This is a genomic window from Paraburkholderia kururiensis (assembly GCF_034424375.1).
GTDB lineage: Bacteria > Pseudomonadota > Gammaproteobacteria > Burkholderiales > Burkholderiaceae > Paraburkholderia > Paraburkholderia kururiensis_A.
Genome location: NZ_CP139965.1, coordinates 6,618,653 through 6,636,989 on the forward strand (window position 1 = coordinate 6,618,653; position 18,337 = coordinate 6,636,989).

Annotated in this window: 16 protein-coding genes; 3 read left to right on the plus strand and 13 right to left on the minus strand. The window is 65.3% G+C overall.

Annotated features, from left to right (window positions below):
- Positions 1–20: 20 nt before the first annotated feature.
- From U0042_RS29510 to U0042_RS29530, 5 genes are all read right to left on the minus strand, one after another.
- On the minus strand, positions 21–2,078 hold the full coding sequence (locus U0042_RS29510; protein ID WP_114811259.1) for a hydantoinase/oxoprolinase family protein: 2,058 nt from the start codon (positions 2,076–2,078) through the stop codon (positions 21–23).
- A 70-nt stretch (positions 2,079–2,148) separates the two neighbouring features.
- Positions 2,149–4,044, minus strand: a complete 1,896-nt coding sequence (locus U0042_RS29515; protein ID WP_114811258.1) for an ABC transporter ATP-binding protein — start codon at positions 4,042–4,044, stop codon at positions 2,149–2,151.
- 1 nt (position 4,045) lies between these two features.
- Complete coding sequence (locus U0042_RS29520; protein ID WP_114811257.1) at positions 4,046–4,981, minus strand: ABC transporter permease; 936 nt, start codon at positions 4,979–4,981, stop codon at positions 4,046–4,048.
- Positions 4,982–5,034: 53 nt separating this feature from the next.
- A complete protein-coding gene (locus tag U0042_RS29525) occupies positions 5,035–5,988 on the minus strand; it encodes an ABC transporter permease (protein WP_114811256.1) in 954 nt (317 codons plus the stop codon).
- A 171-nt stretch (positions 5,989–6,159) separates the two neighbouring features.
- Positions 6,160–7,737 carry an ABC transporter substrate-binding protein gene (locus tag U0042_RS29530; RefSeq protein ID WP_114811255.1) on the minus strand — a complete coding sequence of 526 codons (1,578 nt, stop codon included), beginning with the start codon at positions 7,735–7,737 and terminating at the stop codon, positions 6,160–6,162.
- A 565-nt stretch (positions 7,738–8,302) separates the two neighbouring features.
- Here U0042_RS29530 and U0042_RS29535 point away from each other — a divergent pair.
- Positions 8,303–10,327 (plus strand): putative bifunctional diguanylate cyclase/phosphodiesterase, encoded by a 2,025-nt coding sequence (locus U0042_RS29535; RefSeq protein ID WP_114811254.1) that lies wholly within the window; start codon positions 8,303–8,305, stop codon positions 10,325–10,327.
- A 116-nt stretch (positions 10,328–10,443) separates the two neighbouring features.
- Here the strand turns inward: U0042_RS29535 and U0042_RS29540 are convergent, their stop codons facing one another.
- A complete protein-coding gene (locus U0042_RS29540) occupies positions 10,444–11,214 on the minus strand; it encodes an IclR family transcriptional regulator domain-containing protein (RefSeq protein WP_114811253.1) in 771 nt (256 codons plus the stop codon).
- Between the two features lie 70 nt (positions 11,215–11,284).
- A complete protein-coding gene (shiA, locus tag U0042_RS29545) occupies positions 11,285–12,589 on the minus strand; it encodes a shikimate transporter (RefSeq protein WP_114811252.1) in 1,305 nt (434 codons plus the stop codon).
- Between the two features lie 317 nt (positions 12,590–12,906).
- Between shiA and U0042_RS29550 the strand changes: the two genes are divergently transcribed.
- Entirely contained in the window at positions 12,907–13,854 is a 948-nt protein-coding gene (locus U0042_RS29550; RefSeq protein WP_114811251.1) for an SAM-dependent methyltransferase, read from the plus strand.
- A 326-nt stretch (positions 13,855–14,180) separates the two neighbouring features.
- Complete coding sequence (locus tag U0042_RS29555; protein ID WP_232833392.1) at positions 14,181–14,342, plus strand: hypothetical protein; 162 nt, start codon at positions 14,181–14,183, stop codon at positions 14,340–14,342.
- Between the two features lie 34 nt (positions 14,343–14,376).
- Here the strand turns inward: U0042_RS29555 and U0042_RS29560 are convergent, their stop codons facing one another.
- The 6 genes from U0042_RS29560 to U0042_RS29585 form a co-directional block, all read right to left on the minus strand.
- Positions 14,377–14,799 carry a hypothetical protein gene (locus tag U0042_RS29560; RefSeq protein WP_114811249.1) on the minus strand — a complete coding sequence of 141 codons (423 nt, stop codon included), beginning with the start codon at positions 14,797–14,799 and terminating at the stop codon, positions 14,377–14,379.
- A gap of 99 nt (positions 14,800–14,898) precedes the next feature.
- On the minus strand, positions 14,899–15,300 hold the full coding sequence (locus U0042_RS29565; RefSeq protein WP_114811406.1) for a RidA family protein: 402 nt from the start codon (positions 15,298–15,300) through the stop codon (positions 14,899–14,901).
- 34 nt (positions 15,301–15,334) lie between these two features.
- Complete coding sequence (locus U0042_RS29570) at positions 15,335–16,117, minus strand: IclR family transcriptional regulator (protein ID WP_419150482.1); 783 nt, start codon at positions 16,115–16,117, stop codon at positions 15,335–15,337.
- 76 nt (positions 16,118–16,193) lie between these two features.
- Positions 16,194–16,946 carry an amino acid ABC transporter ATP-binding protein gene (locus tag U0042_RS29575; protein ID WP_114811248.1) on the minus strand — a complete coding sequence of 251 codons (753 nt, stop codon included), beginning with the start codon at positions 16,944–16,946 and terminating at the stop codon, positions 16,194–16,196.
- Positions 16,943–17,590, minus strand: coding sequence for an amino acid ABC transporter permease (locus U0042_RS29580; protein ID WP_114811247.1), 648 nt, complete (start codon positions 17,588–17,590; stop codon positions 16,943–16,945). The genes U0042_RS29575 and U0042_RS29580 overlap by 4 nt, the downstream gene beginning before the upstream one ends.
- A 13-nt stretch (positions 17,591–17,603) precedes the next feature.
- A complete protein-coding gene (locus tag U0042_RS29585; protein WP_114811246.1) occupies positions 17,604–18,329 on the minus strand; it encodes an amino acid ABC transporter permease in 726 nt (241 codons plus the stop codon).
- Positions 18,330–18,337: the final 8 nt, after the last annotated feature.

An 18,337-nucleotide genomic window follows, 5' to 3' on the forward strand; every position in this document is an offset into this window, starting at 1 on the left:
CGTATCAATGGCTCAGTGGCTCAGCGGCTTCCTTGCAGACGCTGCAGCAGGATCAGGTTCCCGTAGGCATCCACCTCGCCCGAGAAACCGGGCAGCACGCAGGTCGTGCAGTCGTCCTGAGCGATGACGGCCGGGCCTTCGATGCGGTGTCCCGCCAGCAGCTTCGCGCGCTGAAAGAGCGCGGCGTCGCGCCAGGCGCCGTCCATCCAGACCTTCACGGTGGTGTCTGGCTGGGCTGGCGACGTAGCGGCATCGATGTGCCGCAGCGCAGGCTTCGGTGTGGCCGACGAAATCACGAGCCGCAGCGCCACCACCTGGATGCGCGCGTCCAGATCGCTATGGCCATAGAGCCGCGCGTGTTCGCGGTGGAACGCCTCGCTCAGCGCCGTGATGTTCTCTTCTTCGAGCCAGCGCAATTCGAGCGGCGTGTCGATCTCGAACGATTGGCCCTTGTAGCGCATGTCCGCGGAAACGGCGAGACGTGCCTCGCCCTCCTGCCCCTGCGCTTGACCTGCCAGCCACGCGTGCGCCGCGCGGCTCAGCGCCTGCGCGTCGTCACGCAACTGACGCAGCGAGGCGGCGTCGAGATCGTAGTACGTCGTCTTCACGAAGTCGTTCTTCGTGTCCGCAATCAGGCCGCCCAGTGCGCTCAATACGCCCGGCGTAGTGGGCACCACGACCTGCTCCATGCCGAGCGCGCGCGCGAAGTGGCAGGCCAGCATGGGCCCCGCGCCGCCGAACGGCAGCAGCGAGAACATGCGCGGGTCGATGCCGAAGCGCGACACGATGCGGCTCACGCCCGCATACATGCCAGACACGGCGACCTCGACGATAGCTTCCGCCGTGCGATACGGGTCGCTGCCCAGCTTCGCCGCGAGTGCCTCGACCGCACGGCAGGCCGCATCGCGATCCACTTTCACGGCGTTGTAGCCGAGGCTCGCGTTGCCGATCACGCCCATCACGGCAAAGGCGTCCGTAATCGTTGCACGTGTGCCGCCCCTGCCGTAGCAGACGGGCCCCGGATTCGAGCCCGCGCTTTCGGGGCCCACCTTGAGCACACCGAATTCGTCCACCCAGGCAATAGAGCCGCCGCCGTCTCCAATCGACGAGACGGACACCGAAGGAATATGAATCTGGAAGTCGCCGATGTACTCGCCCGTCGCGTATTGCGGCTCGCCGTCCACGATCAGCGCGACGTCCGCCGTGGTCCCGCCGATATCGAGACTCATGCAGTGACGCAGCCCGCACAACTGCGCCACGTATGCCGCGCCGATCACGCCCGAGGCCGTGCCCGAGAGAATCATCTGCACGCAATTGCTCTTGCCGGCCTCGGCGCTCATCACGCCGCCGTTCGACTTGGTCACCTTCATGTCCGCGCCGATACCGGTTTCCCGCAGCGCGCGTTGCAGCGAAGAAAGATAGTGCGAGACCTTCGGCTGTACGTAGCCGCCAATCACGGCCGTGGACGTGCGCTCGTATTCGCGGATGATGGGCCACACGTCGCTGGAACACGACACGAAGAAGCCGGGCATCTCGCGCTCCACGATAGCCTTCACCTCCTGCTCGTGCGCCGGGTTGCGATACGAATGCAGCAGCGAGATCACGACGCCTTCGCAGCCCGCGCGCCGCAGTCCTTCCACGGCCGCGAGCACGCTTGCTTCGTCAACAGGCGTTTCCACCGTGCCGTCTGCCGTGAGCCGCCCGGTCACGCCGAACACGCGCTCGCGCGGCACGAGCGGGGCCGGACGCTTCGAGAGCAGGTCGTACATGTCCGGTCCCTTGAGGCGTGCGATATCGAGCACGTCTTCGAAGTGGCGCGTCGTGATGAGCCCGAGCCGCAGGCCTTTGCGCTGTACCACGGCGTTCACGCCCACGGTGGTGCCGTGCGTGAAGTACACCACCTCGCGAGGATCGACACCGTAGCGCTCGGCCAGCCCTTCCATGCCGCGCAGCACCTCGGTGCCTGGGCTCTCGGGCCGCGAAAACACCTTCAGCGTCTTCAGCTCGCCGGTCTCGTCGTCCAGCACGGCGAAGTCCGCGAACGATCCGCCAATGTCCACTCCGATTCTTGTTGCCATGCGTTTTCCTTAATACAACGAAATAACGGGCCTGGCGGACTATCGGCTGCTTCGCCGTGCCCGCGTCGCGTCACACGATCGTGCCTTCGCCCAGCGCCGCGCCGTGTTGCAGGCGCATCAGGTCGTCTTCCGAACGGTGGCACAGCACGACGGCCCCGTTCGAAAGCTGCCGCCGCGACGGAGCGGTCGTATTGCACAGTCCGTCCACACGCATGGGGCACCGCCCGACGAACGTGCAGAGCTCCACGTCTTGTGCGACGGTGCCAATCGGCGGCAGCTCGCCGTGACAACGCGCCGACGCTTCATCGAGCCAGCCCGCGCGCAACTCCGGCGCGGACGAGATGAGCAGGTCCGCGTACGGATGGAACGGCGGCTCGCACAGCGCCGTGCGGTCGCCCGCTTCCACGCGATGCCCCGCGTAGAGCACGACGATGTCGTCGCTGATCGAACGCATCTTGCCGATGTCGTGCGTGATGAAGAGATACGAGATGCCGAGTTTGCGCTGCAGGTCCGCGAGCAGGTCGAGAATGGCCGCGCCCACCACCGTATCGAGTGCGGACGTCACCTCGTCGCAAAGAATCAGGTCGGGTTCGGCCGCGAGCGCACGCGCCAGATTCACGCGCTGCTTCTGCCCGCCCGAGAGTTCGGCGGGCCGCCGCGTCGCAAGCGCGGCGGGCAGGCGCACGAGTTCGAGCAGCTCGGCCACGCGGTCCCGCGCGCGCTCGCCCTTCATGCCGTGATAGAACGCCAGCGGCCGCGCCAGAATCTGGCCGATGGTGTGAGACGGATTCAGCGCCGTGTCGGCATTCTGGAACACGATCTGAATGCGCCGGAACTGCTCCTTCGTGCGCTGCTCCATGCGTGCCGGCATGGGCTCGCCGTCCAGCAACAGTTGCCCACCTCCCACCGGCACGAGCCCGGCAATAACTTTCGCGAGTGTCGTCTTTCCCGAGCCCGATTCGCCGATCACGCCTACCGTCTTGCCGCGATGAATCACGAGATCGACGTCGTCGAGAATGCGCGTAGCGGGCAGCCCTTTGGCGTCGACGCGTCCGTAGCCGGCCACGAGGCGCCGCACTTCGAGCAGCGGCCGTTGCTGCGCGGCGCTGGAAGCAACGCCTGACACCGGTGCAGCCCCGCCAGCGGCACCCTCGCGCACGCCGCGCGGTGTCGGCGTAATGGCCGCGATCAGGCTCTGCGTGTAGCGATGCGCGGGCGCGTGCAGGATCTGTTCCGTGCTGCCCACTTCGCGTATCTCGCCGTCGCTCAGCACGACGATGCGGTCGGCCATCTGCGCGACCACGGCAAGATCGTGCGACACGTATACCGCCGTCGTGCCCAGCTCCTTCACGACCTTGCGGAACGCGATCAGCACGTCGATCTGCGTGGTGACGTCGAGCGCGGTGGTGGGCTCGTCGAGAATCACGAGTTCGGGGTCGGTGATCAATGCCATCGCCGCAAGCAGCCGCTGCAACTGCCCGCCCGAGACCTGATGCGGATAGCGTTTTCCGATGCGTTCGGGGTCGGGCAACGCGAGTGCGCGAAAGAGTTCGACGGCTTTGGCCCGCGCCGCGCTCTTGCTCAACGTACCGTGAATCAGCGCGCTTTCGATCACCTGATCGAGAATCGTGCGTGCCGGGTTGAACGCGGCCGCGGCGCTCTGCGCGATATACGAGACCTTGCGGCCGCGCAGCCCGGCCAGTTGATCGGGCGACAGCGAACGCACGTCGCAGCCGCCCACGCGAGTGGAGCCGCCCGCAATGCGGCAGCCGCTGCGCGCGTGGCCCATCAGCGAAAGCGCGATGGTCGTCTTGCCCGAGCCCGATTCGCCGATCAGCGCGAGCACTTCGCCGCGCGCCACGTCGAAGTCGATGTCGCGCACGATGGGTGTTTCGGCGCCGCCGTCGGCCGAGCCCACGACACGCAGGCCGCGCACTTCCACCAGGTTGCCGGTGTTCGTGTTCATCTCACGCTCCCCCCACCGGCCGGCGCGCACGCAGACGGTTGCCCGTGCTGCCGCGCAGGCCGTCGATCAGCAGGTTCACGCCCACCGTGAGCAGCGCGATCGCAATGGCCGGCATCAGCACGACTGGTGCGCCGTCGCCCAGGCACGCAATGTTCTCGCGCACGAGCGAACCCAGGTCCGCGTACGGCGGCTGCACGCCGAGGCCCAGAAAACTAAGGCCGCTCAGCAGCAGCACCACGAACACGAAGCGCAGCCCCAGGTCCGCGAGCATGGGGTGGATCATGTTCGGCAGGATTTCGAAGCAACAGATGTAGATCGCGCTTTCGCCGCGCACACGCGCCACCTGCACGTATTCGAGCGAGCTGATGTTCACGGCCAGCGCCCGCGCAATGCGATAGGCGCCGGGCGTGTAGCTCACGGCGGCCGTGAGAATCAGAAGCGGCAGCGACGAACCGAACGCGGCCACCACCATCAGCGCAAACATCTTGGTGGGAATCGAGCTGACGGCGTCGAGCACGCGGCTCATCGTTTCGTCCACCGCCTTGCCCGCCACGGCGGCGAGCAGCCCCAGGCTCGTGCCGACGAAGGCCGCCATGGACGCCGCGGCCAGCGCAAGCAGCACCGTGAGGCGCGTGCCGTGAATGATGCGGCTCAGCATGTCGCGGCCGATGTAATCCGAGCCGAGCGGCAGCTTCGCGCTGAAGCCCGCGAACACGTCCGGCGACACAATGGCGCCTTCGGAATGCGGCGCGAGCCACGGGCCGACCACCGCGACGAACAGCATGAACGCCACCATCACGAGACCGATGCGTCCGCTCGTCGAAAGCCGCAGCTTGCGCCGCGCGCGGCGTGCAGGCGGTGCGGAACCCGCCGAACCTGTTGAACCGCCGGCCCCGTTCGCACCGCCGGATGCGGGCTCCGGAAAAGATGAAGACATGCTGGCGCTCCTTGTCAGCGCGACCGGCGAACGGCGCAGGAAAGACTGGCGGTTCATGTGCGCAACCTCGGGTTGGACACGATCGCGCAGAGGTCCGCGAGCGTGACGAGTATCAGATACGCAAGACAGAACAGCATCGTGCACGCCTGCACGAGCGGAATGTCGCGATTGCTCACGGCATCCACCATGAGCCGCGCGAGCCCCGGATAGTTGAAGATGGTTTCCACGATGATCACGCCGCCCAGCAGATACGACAGGCTCAGCGCCACCGCGTTCGCGATGGGCCCGATCGCATTGGGCAACGCGTGGCGCAGCACGACGCGCGCGGGCCGCGCCCCTTTGAGAATCGCCATTTCCACGTACGACGCGCGCAATTGCTCGACCACCGCGGCACGCGTCATGCGCGCCATCTGCGCCACGATCACGCAGCACAGCGTGATGACGGGCATCGCGTAGGCGCGCAAGAACTGGTTGAACGTTTCGATCTCGCCGCCATACGACAGCGCGGAAAGCCAGCGCAGTTTCACGGCGAAGATCAGCACCGCGAACGTAGCGATCAGGAATTCGGGCGTGGCCACCAGCGACAGCGTGCCGAGACTCACGATGCGATCGAGCAGCGTGCCCTGCTTCACCGCGGCCAGAATGCCGAGCCCGATGGCGAACGGCACGGACACCACCGTCGTGATGGCAGCCAGCGACAACGACTTCGGCAGGCGGCCCGCAATGAGTTCGCTAACGGGCAGGCTCGCCGAAAGCGACGTGCCGAAGTTGCCGTGTGAAATGCCGGCGAGCCAGTGGAGATAACGCAGCCAGGCGGGCTGGTCGAGCCCGAACTGCTGGCGCAGCGCGGCCACCGTTTCGGCGGTGGCGGCCTGGCCCATCGCCTGCTGCGCCGCGTCGCCGGGCAGCAGGTTAGTGATCGTGAAGATGATGAGCGACACGATCAGCAGCATGAGCACGGTCAGCGCGAGGCGCCGCACGATCAACGAAGCAACGGTCTGGTTCATGGTTCCTGCCCGGTAGAACGGCTAGATGCCCAACAGCCCACAACAGCCCAACCGCGCGGTTGCGACGACACCGGCCGCGCGTGCCACCGCGCGGCCGGCCTGTCGTATGCGCTCCAACAACGTCGAAAGCACGGCGCGCGCCGCATCAACGCGCGCTCGTGCCTGCGAGCATCAGGCATCCCACCACACGTGCTCGGCAAACGAAAAGCCCATCATTGCCCCGGTCGGGATGGAACCCAGGCCCCTCAGGCGCTTGTCGTAGCCATCCAGCAGACTGAGGAACGCGGGAATGCCGATGCCGCCTTCCTTGCTCACCAGCACCTGCATGTCGGCGTACATCTGCTTGCGCTTGGCCTCGTCGGTTTCGGCACGCGCGGCGAGCAGCAGCTGATCGAACTTCGGGTTCTTCCATCCGGACTCGTTCCACGGCGCATCGGACTTGAAGAACTGCGTGAAGAGCACGTCGGCGCTGGGACGCGGATTGATGCTGCCGAAGCCGAGCGGATGCTTCATCCAGTGGTTCGACCAGTAGCCGTCCGCGGGCACGCGGTTCACCTGCAGGTTCATGCCGATCTTCTGCGCGCTCTGCTGCATGAGCACGGCCATTTCGATCGAACCGTTGGCGTCCGAGGTGGCGAAGACGGGCGGAATCGCCGCGCCGATGGCGCCTGCCTTTTGCAGGTGGAACTTGGCGCGGTCCAGATCGTAGGGACGCTGCGGCAGGCCCGCGAAGTAGTAGCGGTGTCCCGGCGGAATCGGCTGGTCGTTGCCCACCACGGCGAAGCCGCGAAACACGGCCGTGCGGATCTGATCGCGATCGAACAGATACTTCATGCCTTCCACGAAGTCCGGGTTGCCGGTGAGCGGGTTGTCGCGCCGCATGATGAGGTCGGTGTAGAGGCCCGACTTCGTTTCCTGGATCGCGTAGCCCGGCGTGGACGCAATGCGTTGCGTGGCGCGCGGATCGACGCCGTTGATCAACTGCACGTCGCCCGAGAGCAGCGCGTTCGCGCGCGCCGCGTCGTCGGAAATGCCGATCAGTTCCACCTCGTCGAGGTAGGGCTTGCCCGGGCGCCAGTAGTTGTCGTTGCGCACGCCGACCGTGGTGACGCCTGGCTTGAAAGTCTTGAGCTTGTAGGGGCCCGTGCCCACGGCGGTGGTGAAATCCGTCGTGCCGTCGCGAATGACGACGAGCTGCGGCGTGGCCAGGATGACGGGCAGATCCGCATTCGGCTGCGTGAGCGTGATGGTCACCTCGTTCGGGCCAGTGGCCTTCACGTCGGCGAACTGGTCGGCCACGGACTTCACCTTCGACGCCGTGGCCGGGTTCTTGTGGCGCAGCAGCGAGTACGCCACGTCAGCCGGCGTGAGCGGCTTGCCGTCGTGAAAGGTCACGCCCTTGCGCAGCTTGATGACCCAGGTCTTCGCGTCCGTCGTGTCGAGCGACTCGGCCAGCGCAGGCTGCGGCGTGAGGCTCGGGTCGAACTGCGTGAGCCCGCTGTAGATCATGAAAAAGCGGATGTAGTCCGAGCCCGAGGAGCCCTTCGCAGGATCGAGCGTATCGGATGTGGATATCGACTCGTAAGCCGCGCGCACCTTGCCGCCGCGTTTGGGCGCATCCGCGGCGAAGGCGCTCTTTGCCCCCGCGAGCAGCCCTCCCGCGCCCGAGGCCAGTACGCCGCCCAGAGCCAATACACGCATCATGTCGCGGCGGCTGAAACCACCCTGTTTGATTTCATCGTCGTTCATGGAACCTGCTCCTCGGACAAAGGGAAAGTGACCGCAGTGTTTTATGCTGCCGCTCCTGGTATCGCTCGCCGCGCCTTTTGCTGGTCGCCTGCAAGGTCTCCTGCGCCCGCCGGGGTCCGTGCCTGCCGTGTCCGGCAAAGCTCACCGCCTGCGTGCTGAATGAATTTAAGCATCGCCAAATTAATGGAATGTCCTGATTCGCGATGGCGCGCAGTCGAAAGTCGCCGTTTTGATGGGCTCCCGCAGCAGGAATTGCTATGGCCGCCGCAGCACCCTCCGCACGAGGGCCGGAGGTTGGGGTTACACCCTAGAGCGCGCGGTGTGCCAGGGCAACGCGTGACGTGCGGCAATAATTGGCAAGGATTTGTCCAGACGCGCAGTTCGCGCATGCGGGCAAACCCCAAAAATACTCAAGCCAGGCGCGCCTGCTGCCGTTTACGGGGGTAGCAGCACGCGGCTTCGCGCGAGACGCGGGCTTCCAGGTCCGCGCCTCGCGCGAAGCCGCAAGGAGACTGCACGCACATTGCTACATTGAAGTCGTTTCTGAATACGTCAGCGGGACATCATGACAAGTCGTCCGGTTCATCGCGCATGGACACTCCGCTGCAGGCGCGCCGTCGAAAGATGCGCGAGGCTGTTCGCGGTACCGGCGGAGAATCCCGAGCTCATTCGCTCGCAATCCGCTGCGCTTTCCACGCAGATTCCTCTGCTGTATTTCATCCTCGTCACCAACAGCGTGGCGCTCGCACTCACGCATCTGCACTCGGCGCCCGCGTGGATGACGGTCTGGACGCCCGGTGCCCTGTGCGGCTTTTGCATCGTGCGCCTCGTCTGGTGGCGTCGCATTCGCCATATCGAAGTGGATACGGCCACGCACCTGAGGCGGTTGCGCCTCACGCTGCGCCTCGTGCCCGTGCTCGGCGTGCTGTTCACCGCCTGGGGCTTCAACCTCTACCGGTACGGCGACGCCTACGCCCAGGCGCACGTGGCGTTCTACATGGCGATCACGGTGATCGGCTGCATCTTCTGCCTCATGCACCTGCGCGGCGCCGCGCTCATGCTGGCTGCCATCGTGATCCTGCCGTTCGCGGTGTTCTTCTCGCTCACGGGCAACCTGGTGTTCATGCTGATGGCGGCGAACCTGCTGCTCGTGTGGGTCGCGATGATTTTCGTGCTGCTCGTGCACTACCGCGACTTCGCGCGGCTCGTGGAATCCACCGTGACGCTCAGGCTGCGCCAGGCCGAAACGCAGCGCCTGAGCGACGAGAATTTCCGGCTCGCGAATCTCGACTCGCTCACGGGGCTGCCGAACCGGCGGGCGTTTCTTGCACACGTCGACAGCATGGCGGCGCATGCGAGCGGCCATCACGCAGCCCGCGCGCGGGGCACGCGCTCCATCGTGATCGGGCTCATCGATCTGGACGACTTCAAGCTGGTCAACGACGCCTACGGTCACAGCACCGGCGACCGCGTGCTCGCCGAAGTGGGCCGCCGCTTGCTGGACATCAGCACGAACCCGGTGTTCTTCGCGCGGCTCGGCGGCGACGAATTCGGCATGCTGCTGCGCGAAAATCTCTCTACAGACGAATTGATGGCCCGTGGCCGCGCCCTCTGCCGGCTGCTTCAACAACCGTACGAACTGGGCGAGCTCACGCTGCGGCTCACGGCATCGGTGGGCTTTGCGGCGTCGCCGGACGGCCCTCTCGAGCGCCCCGAACTGCTCTTCGAGCAGGCCGACCACGCGCTCTACTACGCCAAGCAGAACGCGCGCGGTGAACCGGTCATCTTCTCGCACGCGCACGAAAGCGAGCGGCGCCGCATGGGGCTCATCGAACAGGCGCTCGCGCACGCCGACCTCGTGCGCGAACTTTCGGTGGCGTTCCAGCCTATCGTCGAGTTGCCGAGCCATCGCATTCTGGGCTTCGAAGCGCTGGCGCGCTGGACCCACGAACGGCTCGGCCAGGTGCCGCCCGCCGAATTCATTGCGTGCGCGGAGCGCTCGAACCGCATCCTGCAGGTGAGCGAAGTGCTGCTGAAGAAGGCGTTGGCCGAAGCGCGGCGCTGGCCCGACGACACCTGGGTGTCGTTCAACCTGTCCGCGCGCGACATCGGTTCGCCGGAAGCGACGCAACGCATCGCCGACATCGTGCTCGCGAGCGGCGTGCCGCCTCACCGCATCGAGATGGAGATTACCGAAACGGCGCTGGTGAGCGACTTCGACGTGGCGAGCGAATCGCTGCGGCTGCTCAAGGAACTAGGCGTGCGCATTGCGCTCGACGACTTCGGCACGGGCTTCTCGAGCCTCACCTACGTGCAGCGGCTGCCGCTCGACAAGATCAAGATCGACCGCAGCTTCGTGAGCGACATCGTGCACAACGCGACGGGGCAAAGCGTGGTGAAGTCCATCGTGGACCTGTGCCGCAACCTCGATCTGGACTGCGTGGTGGAAGGCGCCGAAGACGAGGAGCAGGTGGGCATTCTGCACGAGCTGGGGTGCCGCAAGATGCAAGGCTATCTGTTCGGCAGGCCGATGGCGGGCGACGCGGCCTGCGCGCTGCTCAGCCGGGAGACGACGATTCAGGCGGCGTGAGTTGCGGGGCCGGCTTTTCGGGCGGCCTTTCGGCGGTGTGAATGGTGGGCTGAATGGCCGGCGTAGGGCGCGGGAGACCAACGCGGTCGACCGCACGGCCCGCCCCCTTTAGCGATTCAAAGCACGTTGAGCATCGCCAGCGCCGTTTCCTGCATGTGCGGCAGCACGCGCTTGAGCGACGCGTCGGCCGTCTCGTCGCCTATCGGCATGTTGGTGCTCAGTGCCGCCACCACCTGGCCGTGCCGGTTTTTCAGCGGAATGGCGATGCCTCTCACCCCCACCTGCAACTGCTGCTCGATGATCGCGTAGCCCTTCGCGCGGGCGCGGCGAATGCTGGTCAGCAGTTTCGCCGGGTCGGTGATGGTGTGCGGCGTGAAGGGGCGCAGCGGCGTCGAGTTGAGCCAGTCCACCACGGCGTGCTCGTCCGGCTCGAATGCGAGCAGCACGACGCCCGGCGACGTGAGCGGTGCCGGCACGCGCGCGCCCAGCACGAAGCCCGTGGTCATCACACGCGAGGGGCTGTTGCGCGCGATGAACACGAGCTCCCATTCGTCCAGCACGCTCACGTACACGCCTTCGCCAATCGCCGCGCTCAACTGCTGCAGATACGGTTGCACCATGCGCGGCAGGCGCGCCGAATCGAAATACGACCAGCCGACGCGCAGCACGCGCGGCGTGAGTCCGAAGAGCTTGCCGTCGGTATAGAGATACCCGAGATGCTCGAGCGTGAGCAGATAGCGGCGCGCGGCGGTGCGGGTCAGGCCCGTACGCTCGGCGGCCTGCGTGGGGGTCATGCGGGGATGGGCGTCGTCGAAGGCTTCCAGGATCGCGAGGCCCTTTTCGAGACCCGCGATCCAGTCGCGCCTTGCCAGCGGTGTCTTGCTCATGCGTGTGGAGGCCGAGGCCGGTCGATCGTTGCGCGCGCGGCTGGGGTGCCGCGACGCGACATGCTGCGAATCACGCCTTTTTCATGAAAGCGGCGACGATCAGCGAGATCGCACAGCCGGCACAGAGATAGGCGGCCACGAGATGCCACGAACCGCCGGCAAAGCTCACCAGCGCGACCGCGATGAACGGCGTGAAGCCGCCGCCCACCACGCTCGCGAACTGGTAGCCCACGCCCGCGCCGCTGTAGCGGTACTCGGCGCCGAACAGCTCGGTAAAGAGCGGCTGTTGCACGCTCACCACCATGTCGTGTGCCATGTTGGCGAGCAGCACGGCGAAGACGGTGATCCAGACCACGGAGCGCGCCTCCATGGCCAGAAAGAACGGCACCGCACACGCCAGGCCGATCAGCGCACCGATCATGTAGATGCGGCGCAGGCCGAAGCGGTCCGCGAGCCACGCGAAGCACGGAATCGTCACGCAGCTCACGGCGCCCACGAGCAGGCTCACGTTGAGAAAGAACTCGCGCGGCATACCGAGGTTCGTCGTGGAGTAGCTGAGCGCGAACGCCGTCACGATGTACATCGAGAAGAGCTCGGCAAGACGCAGCGCAACGATCAGCAGAAACGCCTTCGGATGCCGGGTCAACGCCTCCATCACGGGCATGCGCAACTGGCGGTGGCCCTTCTCGACCTTCTCCACGAACTCCCGCGACTCCGCCATGCTGGAGCGCACCCACAAGCCCACCAGCACGAGCACCACGCTGAACACGAACGGCAGGCGCCAGCCCCACGACTTGAACGCCGCATTGTCGAGCAAATGGCTGAGCAGCGAAACGAAGCCGGTAGCCAGAACGAGCCCGACGCCGTAGCCCACCTGCACGCCGCTGCTGTAGAACGCCTTCTTCTTCGCGGGCGCGGATTCCACGGCCATCAGCGCCGCCCCGCCCCACTCGCCGCCCACCGCGAAGCCCTGAATGGCGCGCAGCGTGACGAGCAGCACGGGCGCCCACCAGCCGATGCTCGCGAAGGTAGGCAAGAAGCCGATCAACATGGTGGAGAGGCCCATCATCATGACCGTGAGCACGAGCATGCGTTTGCGGCCGAGGCGGTCGCCGAAGTGGCCGAATACGATGCCGCCGAGCGGCCGGAACAGGAAGCCGACGCCGAACGTCGCGAAGGCCGCGAGCGTGCCCATCGTGGGGCTCACGTTCGGAAAGAAGGCGCTGTTGAACACGAGCGCCGCGACGATGCCGTACAGCAGGAAGTCGTACCAGTCCACCACCGCGCCGACAAAGCTGCCGAGCGCCGCACGCCGGGCTTCGCTGCGCGTGGTGTCCCCGTAGGCGAGGCGCGATGAATCGACAGCTGAATGCATGATGTGTCTCCTGAACTCTCTATCTAGGTATGTCTCTTTCGGCGCGGCGGCGAGTGCTGCGCGGCTCGCCGCCATGGTGCGCGCCACGGTGATATTGTCCGTGGCTTGCAGGATAGTGGCGGGGATGGCGCAAGAGCAATCGGCCAGGAAATGTCGACGTGCGATGATCGCACGCGTGCGTGCAATAGTCGAACGCTCCTCGGGTTAGCACCAGGCGCCATCGCGCATCGCGAAGGCAAGGCACCGCCATCTGTGCTCGCCATGTCCCGCTGAAACCCATCGGCCCCATCGGTCAACGCAAGGCAAGAGCAAAAGTCATGGAAAAAACCACCCCGCTTTCAGGCGCCGGGCAAGACCGGCTGATCTCTCACGGGCCCGGCGAAGAAGCGAGCTTCGAGGCGGTGCTGGAATCGGCAAGGTCGCGTTTGCGCGCAGCGCCTGCCCTCCCGGGCGTCACGCTCGACCAGCAACTCGCGTTGCTCGACGAACTCGCCGGCTTCGAACTGGGCCGCTTTCTGCTGGTGAATCGCGGGCTCAATGCGTGGTGGACGCATCAGCTCGTCACCTACGATCCGTCTGCGGCACGCGCGGACTCTCTCACCGACCTGGAGCGCCGCGTGTTCGAGGCATTGCCGGCCACGCTCGCCACGCGCCAGCGCTTCGGCATCTTCCGCGCGCAGTTGCAAAAGCGGCTTGCACCCGGCATGGCCCTGGCATCGGTGCCGTGCGGGTTGATGGGCGAACTGTTGCTGCTCGATTACACGGGGCTCGAAGACGTCACGTTGACGGGCATCGATCTGGATCAGCAGGCGCTCGATGCCGCGCGGCAACTCGCTGAAACGCGCGGGCTGGGCGAGCGCGTAACGCTGCGCCGCGAAGACGCCTGGGCGCTGTCGCTCGAAAACGCCGTGGACGTGCTGACCAGCAACGGCCTGAACATCTACGAGCCGGACGACGCGCGCGTCGTCGCGCTGTACCGCTCGTTCTTCCAGGCGCTGAAGCCTGGCGGCACGCTCGTTACGAGCTTTCTCACGCCCGCACCCACGATGTCCCCCGACTCGCCCTGGGACATGACGAAGACGCAGCCCGCCCTGCTTCAGCTGCAATACCTGTTGTTCGTGCGGATGATCGATGCGAAGTGGAGCGCGTATCGCACGCATACGCAAACGGCGCAGCAACTCGAAGAAGCGGGCTTTACGAACGTCGAATTCATCGACGACGATGCGCGGATGTTCCCCACTATTATCGCGCGAAAACCGGCTTGAACGAGGCGCGAACAAACAGCGCGGTGACGCGGCAAAGCGGTGTGAGCGCCGCCGTCGAGCGCGAAAAAAACGGCAAGGTTAACACCGCTCGCGCAAAGTTAACAGCGGTACGTGCACGGTGTGTACACGACGCACGTTTTGCGTGTGCTGCTCACAACATTGTCCTGGTGTTTGTGCGCGCTTCCTGGCAAGCTATCTCTCTACGTTGACTCGCGGTCCATACACCGCGACGACGATGAACAATGGAGAGTGCTATGGCAATGAGTTCGCATTCGCGCGAAGCAAGCGCGGCAGAGCGATTCGTTTGGGCAACCCGCAAGGTCGATATGGCATTTCGCGCTACGCGTGCAGAGTCGTCCGCGACGGACGGCGCGCAGCGCGACCACTCGCGCGCCGTGCTGGAACTCGAACAGGCGCTGGAAGAGCTAGCCGCGGCGCAGGCCCTGTTCGATGCCACCGTGCGCAAGAGCTCGACTCGCCGCTCGTAGCACGCTTGCCGTGCCGCACTTGTGCAATCCGCAGTCAGCGTTGAGGCGGCTGCGGATTGTTGGCCGGATTCGTATCGAACTTCGCCACGCGCTCGATCCCGCCATTCCCGCTCGCGAGTGCCTGTAGCTCGCGCTCCAGCGCGTCCGCCACGTCCTTGCCGTACACCTCGTCGCCGTTCACATACACCGTGAACGACTTCAGGTATTTCGCCTGCTTCTCCGGGTTTTCGATGGTGTCTTTCGTCCACTGATAAAGCGGATAGTGTTCGACGCCCTGCTCTTCGGCCTCGCTGACGTAGCCCGCAAAGGCATCGTACTGGCACACCAACGACGCGCCATGCCGTTGCAGCACGTCGTGCAACGGCGCATAGGCACGCGCGGACGGATCGCCGCGCAGCTCGGGCGCCAGCGCCTCGGAAACCGTGAGTCTGAGCTGGAACTGCCAGGCGTCATCCATGTTCGCCTCTCTTCAATGGACTTCAGGTGGAAAGCGGAATGGGCGCAAGCGATACCGCAATGGCGGCCTACGCGTGAAGCGCCTCTGCCGGACGCGCCGTCACCCCGGCCGGCGTGCGATGAAGTCGATCTCGACCAGCGCATCGCGCGCGAGACCCGTCACGCCGATGCACGTCCGCGCCGGCAATCGCCCTTTCGGAAAATAGCTGGCGTAAGTCGCGTTCATGGTGGCGTAGTCGCGCTTGAACTCGGTCAGGAAGATGCGGGCCGACACCACGTGTTCGAGGCCGAGCCCCAGCCCTTCGAGCACGATGACGAGATTGTCCATGACACGCCGCGTCTGCGCCACGACGCCGTCGGGCAACGGCGCGTTGTCGTCGTCGGGCGAAGTGGGCATCTGGCCCGTGACGAATATCCAGCCGTCGCTTTCCGTCGCATGAGAGAAAGGGCCAACGGGCGTCGGGGCGCCCTTCACCATCCAGAACCGCGTCGTATCTGTCATGTCGCTGCGCTCCATTGCTCGATGTGGATGCATGCTACAGCCGTGAGTAAGGCTCCGATAGCGCTTTTGCCGATTTGATCAGATCGTCGAGCATCAGTTCGCGCTTCTTCGGGTCGGTGTCGCGGCTCGTCATGAAGCAAAGCGCTGCAACGGCGACGCCCGAGCGGTCGCGAATCGGCGCGGCCATGCAGAGCCGGAACGTATGCGAGAGGCCTTCCGTGCAGCAATATCCCTGCGCGTCGGCGTACTGTACGTCGCGCAGGAAGTCGTCGAACGCGATACGTGTGCCGTTTTCCAGCACGAAGTCTTCGTCTGGAATCAGCGCGCGAATCTCGTTCACGTTCAGGTGACCAAGCAGCAGACGGCCCGTCGCGGTCCACGGAATGGGCACCTTCACGCCGATGTCGGAGCTGATGTTGAACGGCCGCGAACTGCTCTCGGAAAGCATCACCGTGTACTTGTTGCCTTCCAGCGTGCAGAGCTGCGCCGTTTCATCGTGCTTGCGCACCAGCGACAAAATGGACTGATGCGCGCGGCTGATCAGGTCGTTGTGCGCGGCGTAGTCGGCCCCGAAATAATGCATCTCGCGGCCGAAGAACACGCTGCCATCGCCGCTCGTTTCGAGCCAGCCGGCCTCGGAAAAAATGGCCACAAGTTCGTAGATGCTCGAACGCGGCGCACCGGTTGCCACGATCAGCTCGCGCATGGTCATCGGTCGCCGGGCAGCGTGCAGTTGCCTGAAGATGTCGATGATGCGTTCCACGCCTCTTGCCCGCGACGTCGCGGGCGTGGAAATTCCTTCGTCTTTCTCGGCCATGTGTGTCGTGTATCGATTCGATGTTGTCGAGGCGCCTGCCCGCAGCGCCCGGCACGCGCATGGGCGGCGCGCCGTTTCAGTGGTCCAGCACGCGGTGCAGAAACTGCCGCGTACGTTCGTTCTGCGGGTTCACGAAAATCTGCTCGGGTGCGCCCTGCTCCGCGATCACCCCCTTGTCCATGAACACCACGCGGTCCGCGGTCTTGCGCGCAAAGCCCATTTCGTGGGTGACCACGACCATCGTCATGCCGTCGCGCGCGAGGCCGCGCATGACGTCGGTCACTTCGCCCACCAGTTCCGGGTCCAGCGCAGAGGTGGCTTCGTCGAAGAACATGATGCCGGGCTCCACCGCGAGCGCGCGCGCAATCGCCACGCGTTGCTGCTGCCCGCCCGAAAGCTGGCTCGGATAGTGTCCCGCGCGGTCCGCGAGGCCCACGCGGTCCAGCGCTTCCATGCCGCGCCGGTTCGCCTCTTCGCGATTCATGCCGCGCGCCTTGATGAGCGCGAGCGTCACGTTGCCGAGCGCCGTCTTGTGCGGAAACAGGTTGAACTGCTGAAACACCATGCCCACGTGCCCGCGAATTTCCTTCGCGCGGCGCGCGTCGTGCAGCGGCACTTCATTGACCCAGACTTCGCCGGCATCCGCGGTTTCGAGGCCGCTCATGATGCGCAACACCGTGCTCTTGCCCGAACCCGACGCGCCGATGAGCACGAGCACCTCGCCGGGCCGCACGTCGAGATTCACGTCCTTGAGCACCTGCGTCGCGCCGAACGACTTGCTGACGCCCGTGAGATTGATGACAGGTTTCGATGCAGTCGCGGTGGTCATGACGGCAGCCTCCTTCGATCGTGGCGACGCACCCACTGCGAGAGCGGGAAGCAGACAACGAAATAGAGCACGGCGACAAGGCCATAGATCTGCACGGGCTGGCCGATGCGATCCACGATGGCCTGCCCACCGTGCATGAGTTCCGACATGCCGATCATGCTGACGATCGACGTGTCCTTGATGAGCGAAAGATATTGGCCCACGAGCGGCGGCAGCACGATCTTGCCTGTCTGTGGCAGCACCACGGAGAAGAACGCCTGCGTCTTCGTGAGTCCGAGAATCTGCGAGACCTCCCACTGACTTCGCGGCACGGCTTCGATGCCCGAGCGAAACACCTCGGCAATGTAGGCTCCCTGATAGATGCTCAGGCCCACCACGCCGGCTGCGAATACGTCGATGGCATAGCCGAAGTACGACACGCCGAAGTAGATGAACATGAGCGTGATGAGTATCGGCGTGCCGCGAAAGAGTTCGACGTAAAGCTTCGCGACGCGCGCGGTGCCCCACGGGCCGAACGCGCGCAACACGGCCGCGACGAGCCCGATCGCCGTTCCGCCCGCAATGGATGCGGCCGAAAGCGCGAGCGTCATGAAGAGGCCTTGCAGCAGGATCGAAAGGCTGGACGTCAACAGATCGGCTGACATGTCGTGTCTCCGTTTAGCCCGCTCGGGTGCGGTTCGACTCGCGCAGCAGCGGCAGCACGCGGCGCGCGCGACGGGGAGCCACGAGCGGCGGATGGAACAGATGGGCGCCGATGCGCTCCGCAATCCACGAAAGCGCGTTGCTGAGCACGAGATACGCCACCAGCGTTACCGAAAACGTCTGGATGTAAAGCAGCGTGCGCGAGTTGATGACGGTTGCCGTGCCCGTGAGTTCGGGCAATGCGATGGCCGAGAGCAACGACGTGCCCAGCAAGAGCTGGATCAGGTTGTTGACGATAGCGGGATACACGGCGCGCGCCGCTTGAGGCAGCACGACTTCCACGAAAATCTGCGTGCGCGCGAGCCCGAGAATGCCGGCGGCCTCGATCTGCCCGCGCGGCACGGACTGAATGCCGGCGCGAAATACCTCGGCCATATAGGCACCGACGTTCACGCCCAGCGCGATCACGCCCGCCGTATAGGCATCGAGATTCACGCCGAGCGACGGCAGGCCGAAGAACACGATGAAGATCTGCAACAACACCGGCGTATTGCGGATCGCCTCGATATAGGCACTCGCGGCAAAACGCAGCACGCGTGCACGCGCACCGGCCGCCAGCGCAGTGACGAGGCCCAACGCCAAAGCAAGACAGAAGGCGAGCAGCGTCACCTGCAGCGTGAGCCATGCGGCCCGCACGAACTCGGGCACGTAGCCCCATAGCGTCAGCCATTGGTAACTCATCTCGCCTC

Coding starts and splice junctions, on each gene's coding strand:
- U0042_RS29510 (WP_114811259.1), bottom strand. CDS start 2,078: ATGGCAACAAGAATCGGAGTGGACATTGGCGGATCGTTCGCGGACTTC.
- U0042_RS29515 (WP_114811258.1), bottom strand. CDS start 4,044: ATGAACACGAACACCGGCAACCTGGTGGAAGTGCGCGGCCTGCGTGTC.
- U0042_RS29520 (WP_114811257.1), bottom strand. CDS start 4,981: ATGTCTTCATCTTTTCCGGAGCCCGCATCCGGCGGTGCGAACGGGGCC.
- U0042_RS29525 (WP_114811256.1), bottom strand. CDS start 5,988: ATGAACCAGACCGTTGCTTCGTTGATCGTGCGGCGCCTCGCGCTGACC.
- U0042_RS29530 (WP_114811255.1), bottom strand. CDS start 7,737: ATGAACGACGATGAAATCAAACAGGGTGGTTTCAGCCGCCGCGACATG.
- U0042_RS29535 (WP_114811254.1), top strand. CDS start 8,303: ATGACAAGTCGTCCGGTTCATCGCGCATGGACACTCCGCTGCAGGCGC.
- U0042_RS29540 (WP_114811253.1), bottom strand. CDS start 11,214: ATGAGCAAGACACCGCTGGCAAGGCGCGACTGGATCGCGGGTCTCGAA.
- shiA (WP_114811252.1), bottom strand. CDS start 12,589: ATGCATTCAGCTGTCGATTCATCGCGCCTCGCCTACGGGGACACCACG.
- U0042_RS29550 (WP_114811251.1), top strand. CDS start 12,907: ATGGAAAAAACCACCCCGCTTTCAGGCGCCGGGCAAGACCGGCTGATC.
- U0042_RS29555 (WP_232833392.1), top strand. CDS start 14,181: ATGGCATTTCGCGCTACGCGTGCAGAGTCGTCCGCGACGGACGGCGCG.
- U0042_RS29560 (WP_114811249.1), bottom strand. CDS start 14,799: ATGGATGACGCCTGGCAGTTCCAGCTCAGACTCACGGTTTCCGAGGCG.
- U0042_RS29565 (WP_114811406.1), bottom strand. CDS start 15,300: ATGACAGATACGACGCGGTTCTGGATGGTGAAGGGCGCCCCGACGCCC.
- U0042_RS29570 (WP_419150482.1), bottom strand. CDS start 16,117: ATGGCCGAGAAAGACGAAGGAATTTCCACGCCCGCGACGTCGCGGGCA.
- U0042_RS29575 (WP_114811248.1), bottom strand. CDS start 16,946: ATGACCACCGCGACTGCATCGAAACCTGTCATCAATCTCACGGGCGTC.
- U0042_RS29580 (WP_114811247.1), bottom strand. CDS start 17,590: ATGTCAGCCGATCTGTTGACGTCCAGCCTTTCGATCCTGCTGCAAGGC.
- U0042_RS29585 (WP_114811246.1), bottom strand. CDS start 18,329: ATGAGTTACCAATGGCTGACGCTATGGGGCTACGTGCCCGAGTTCGTG.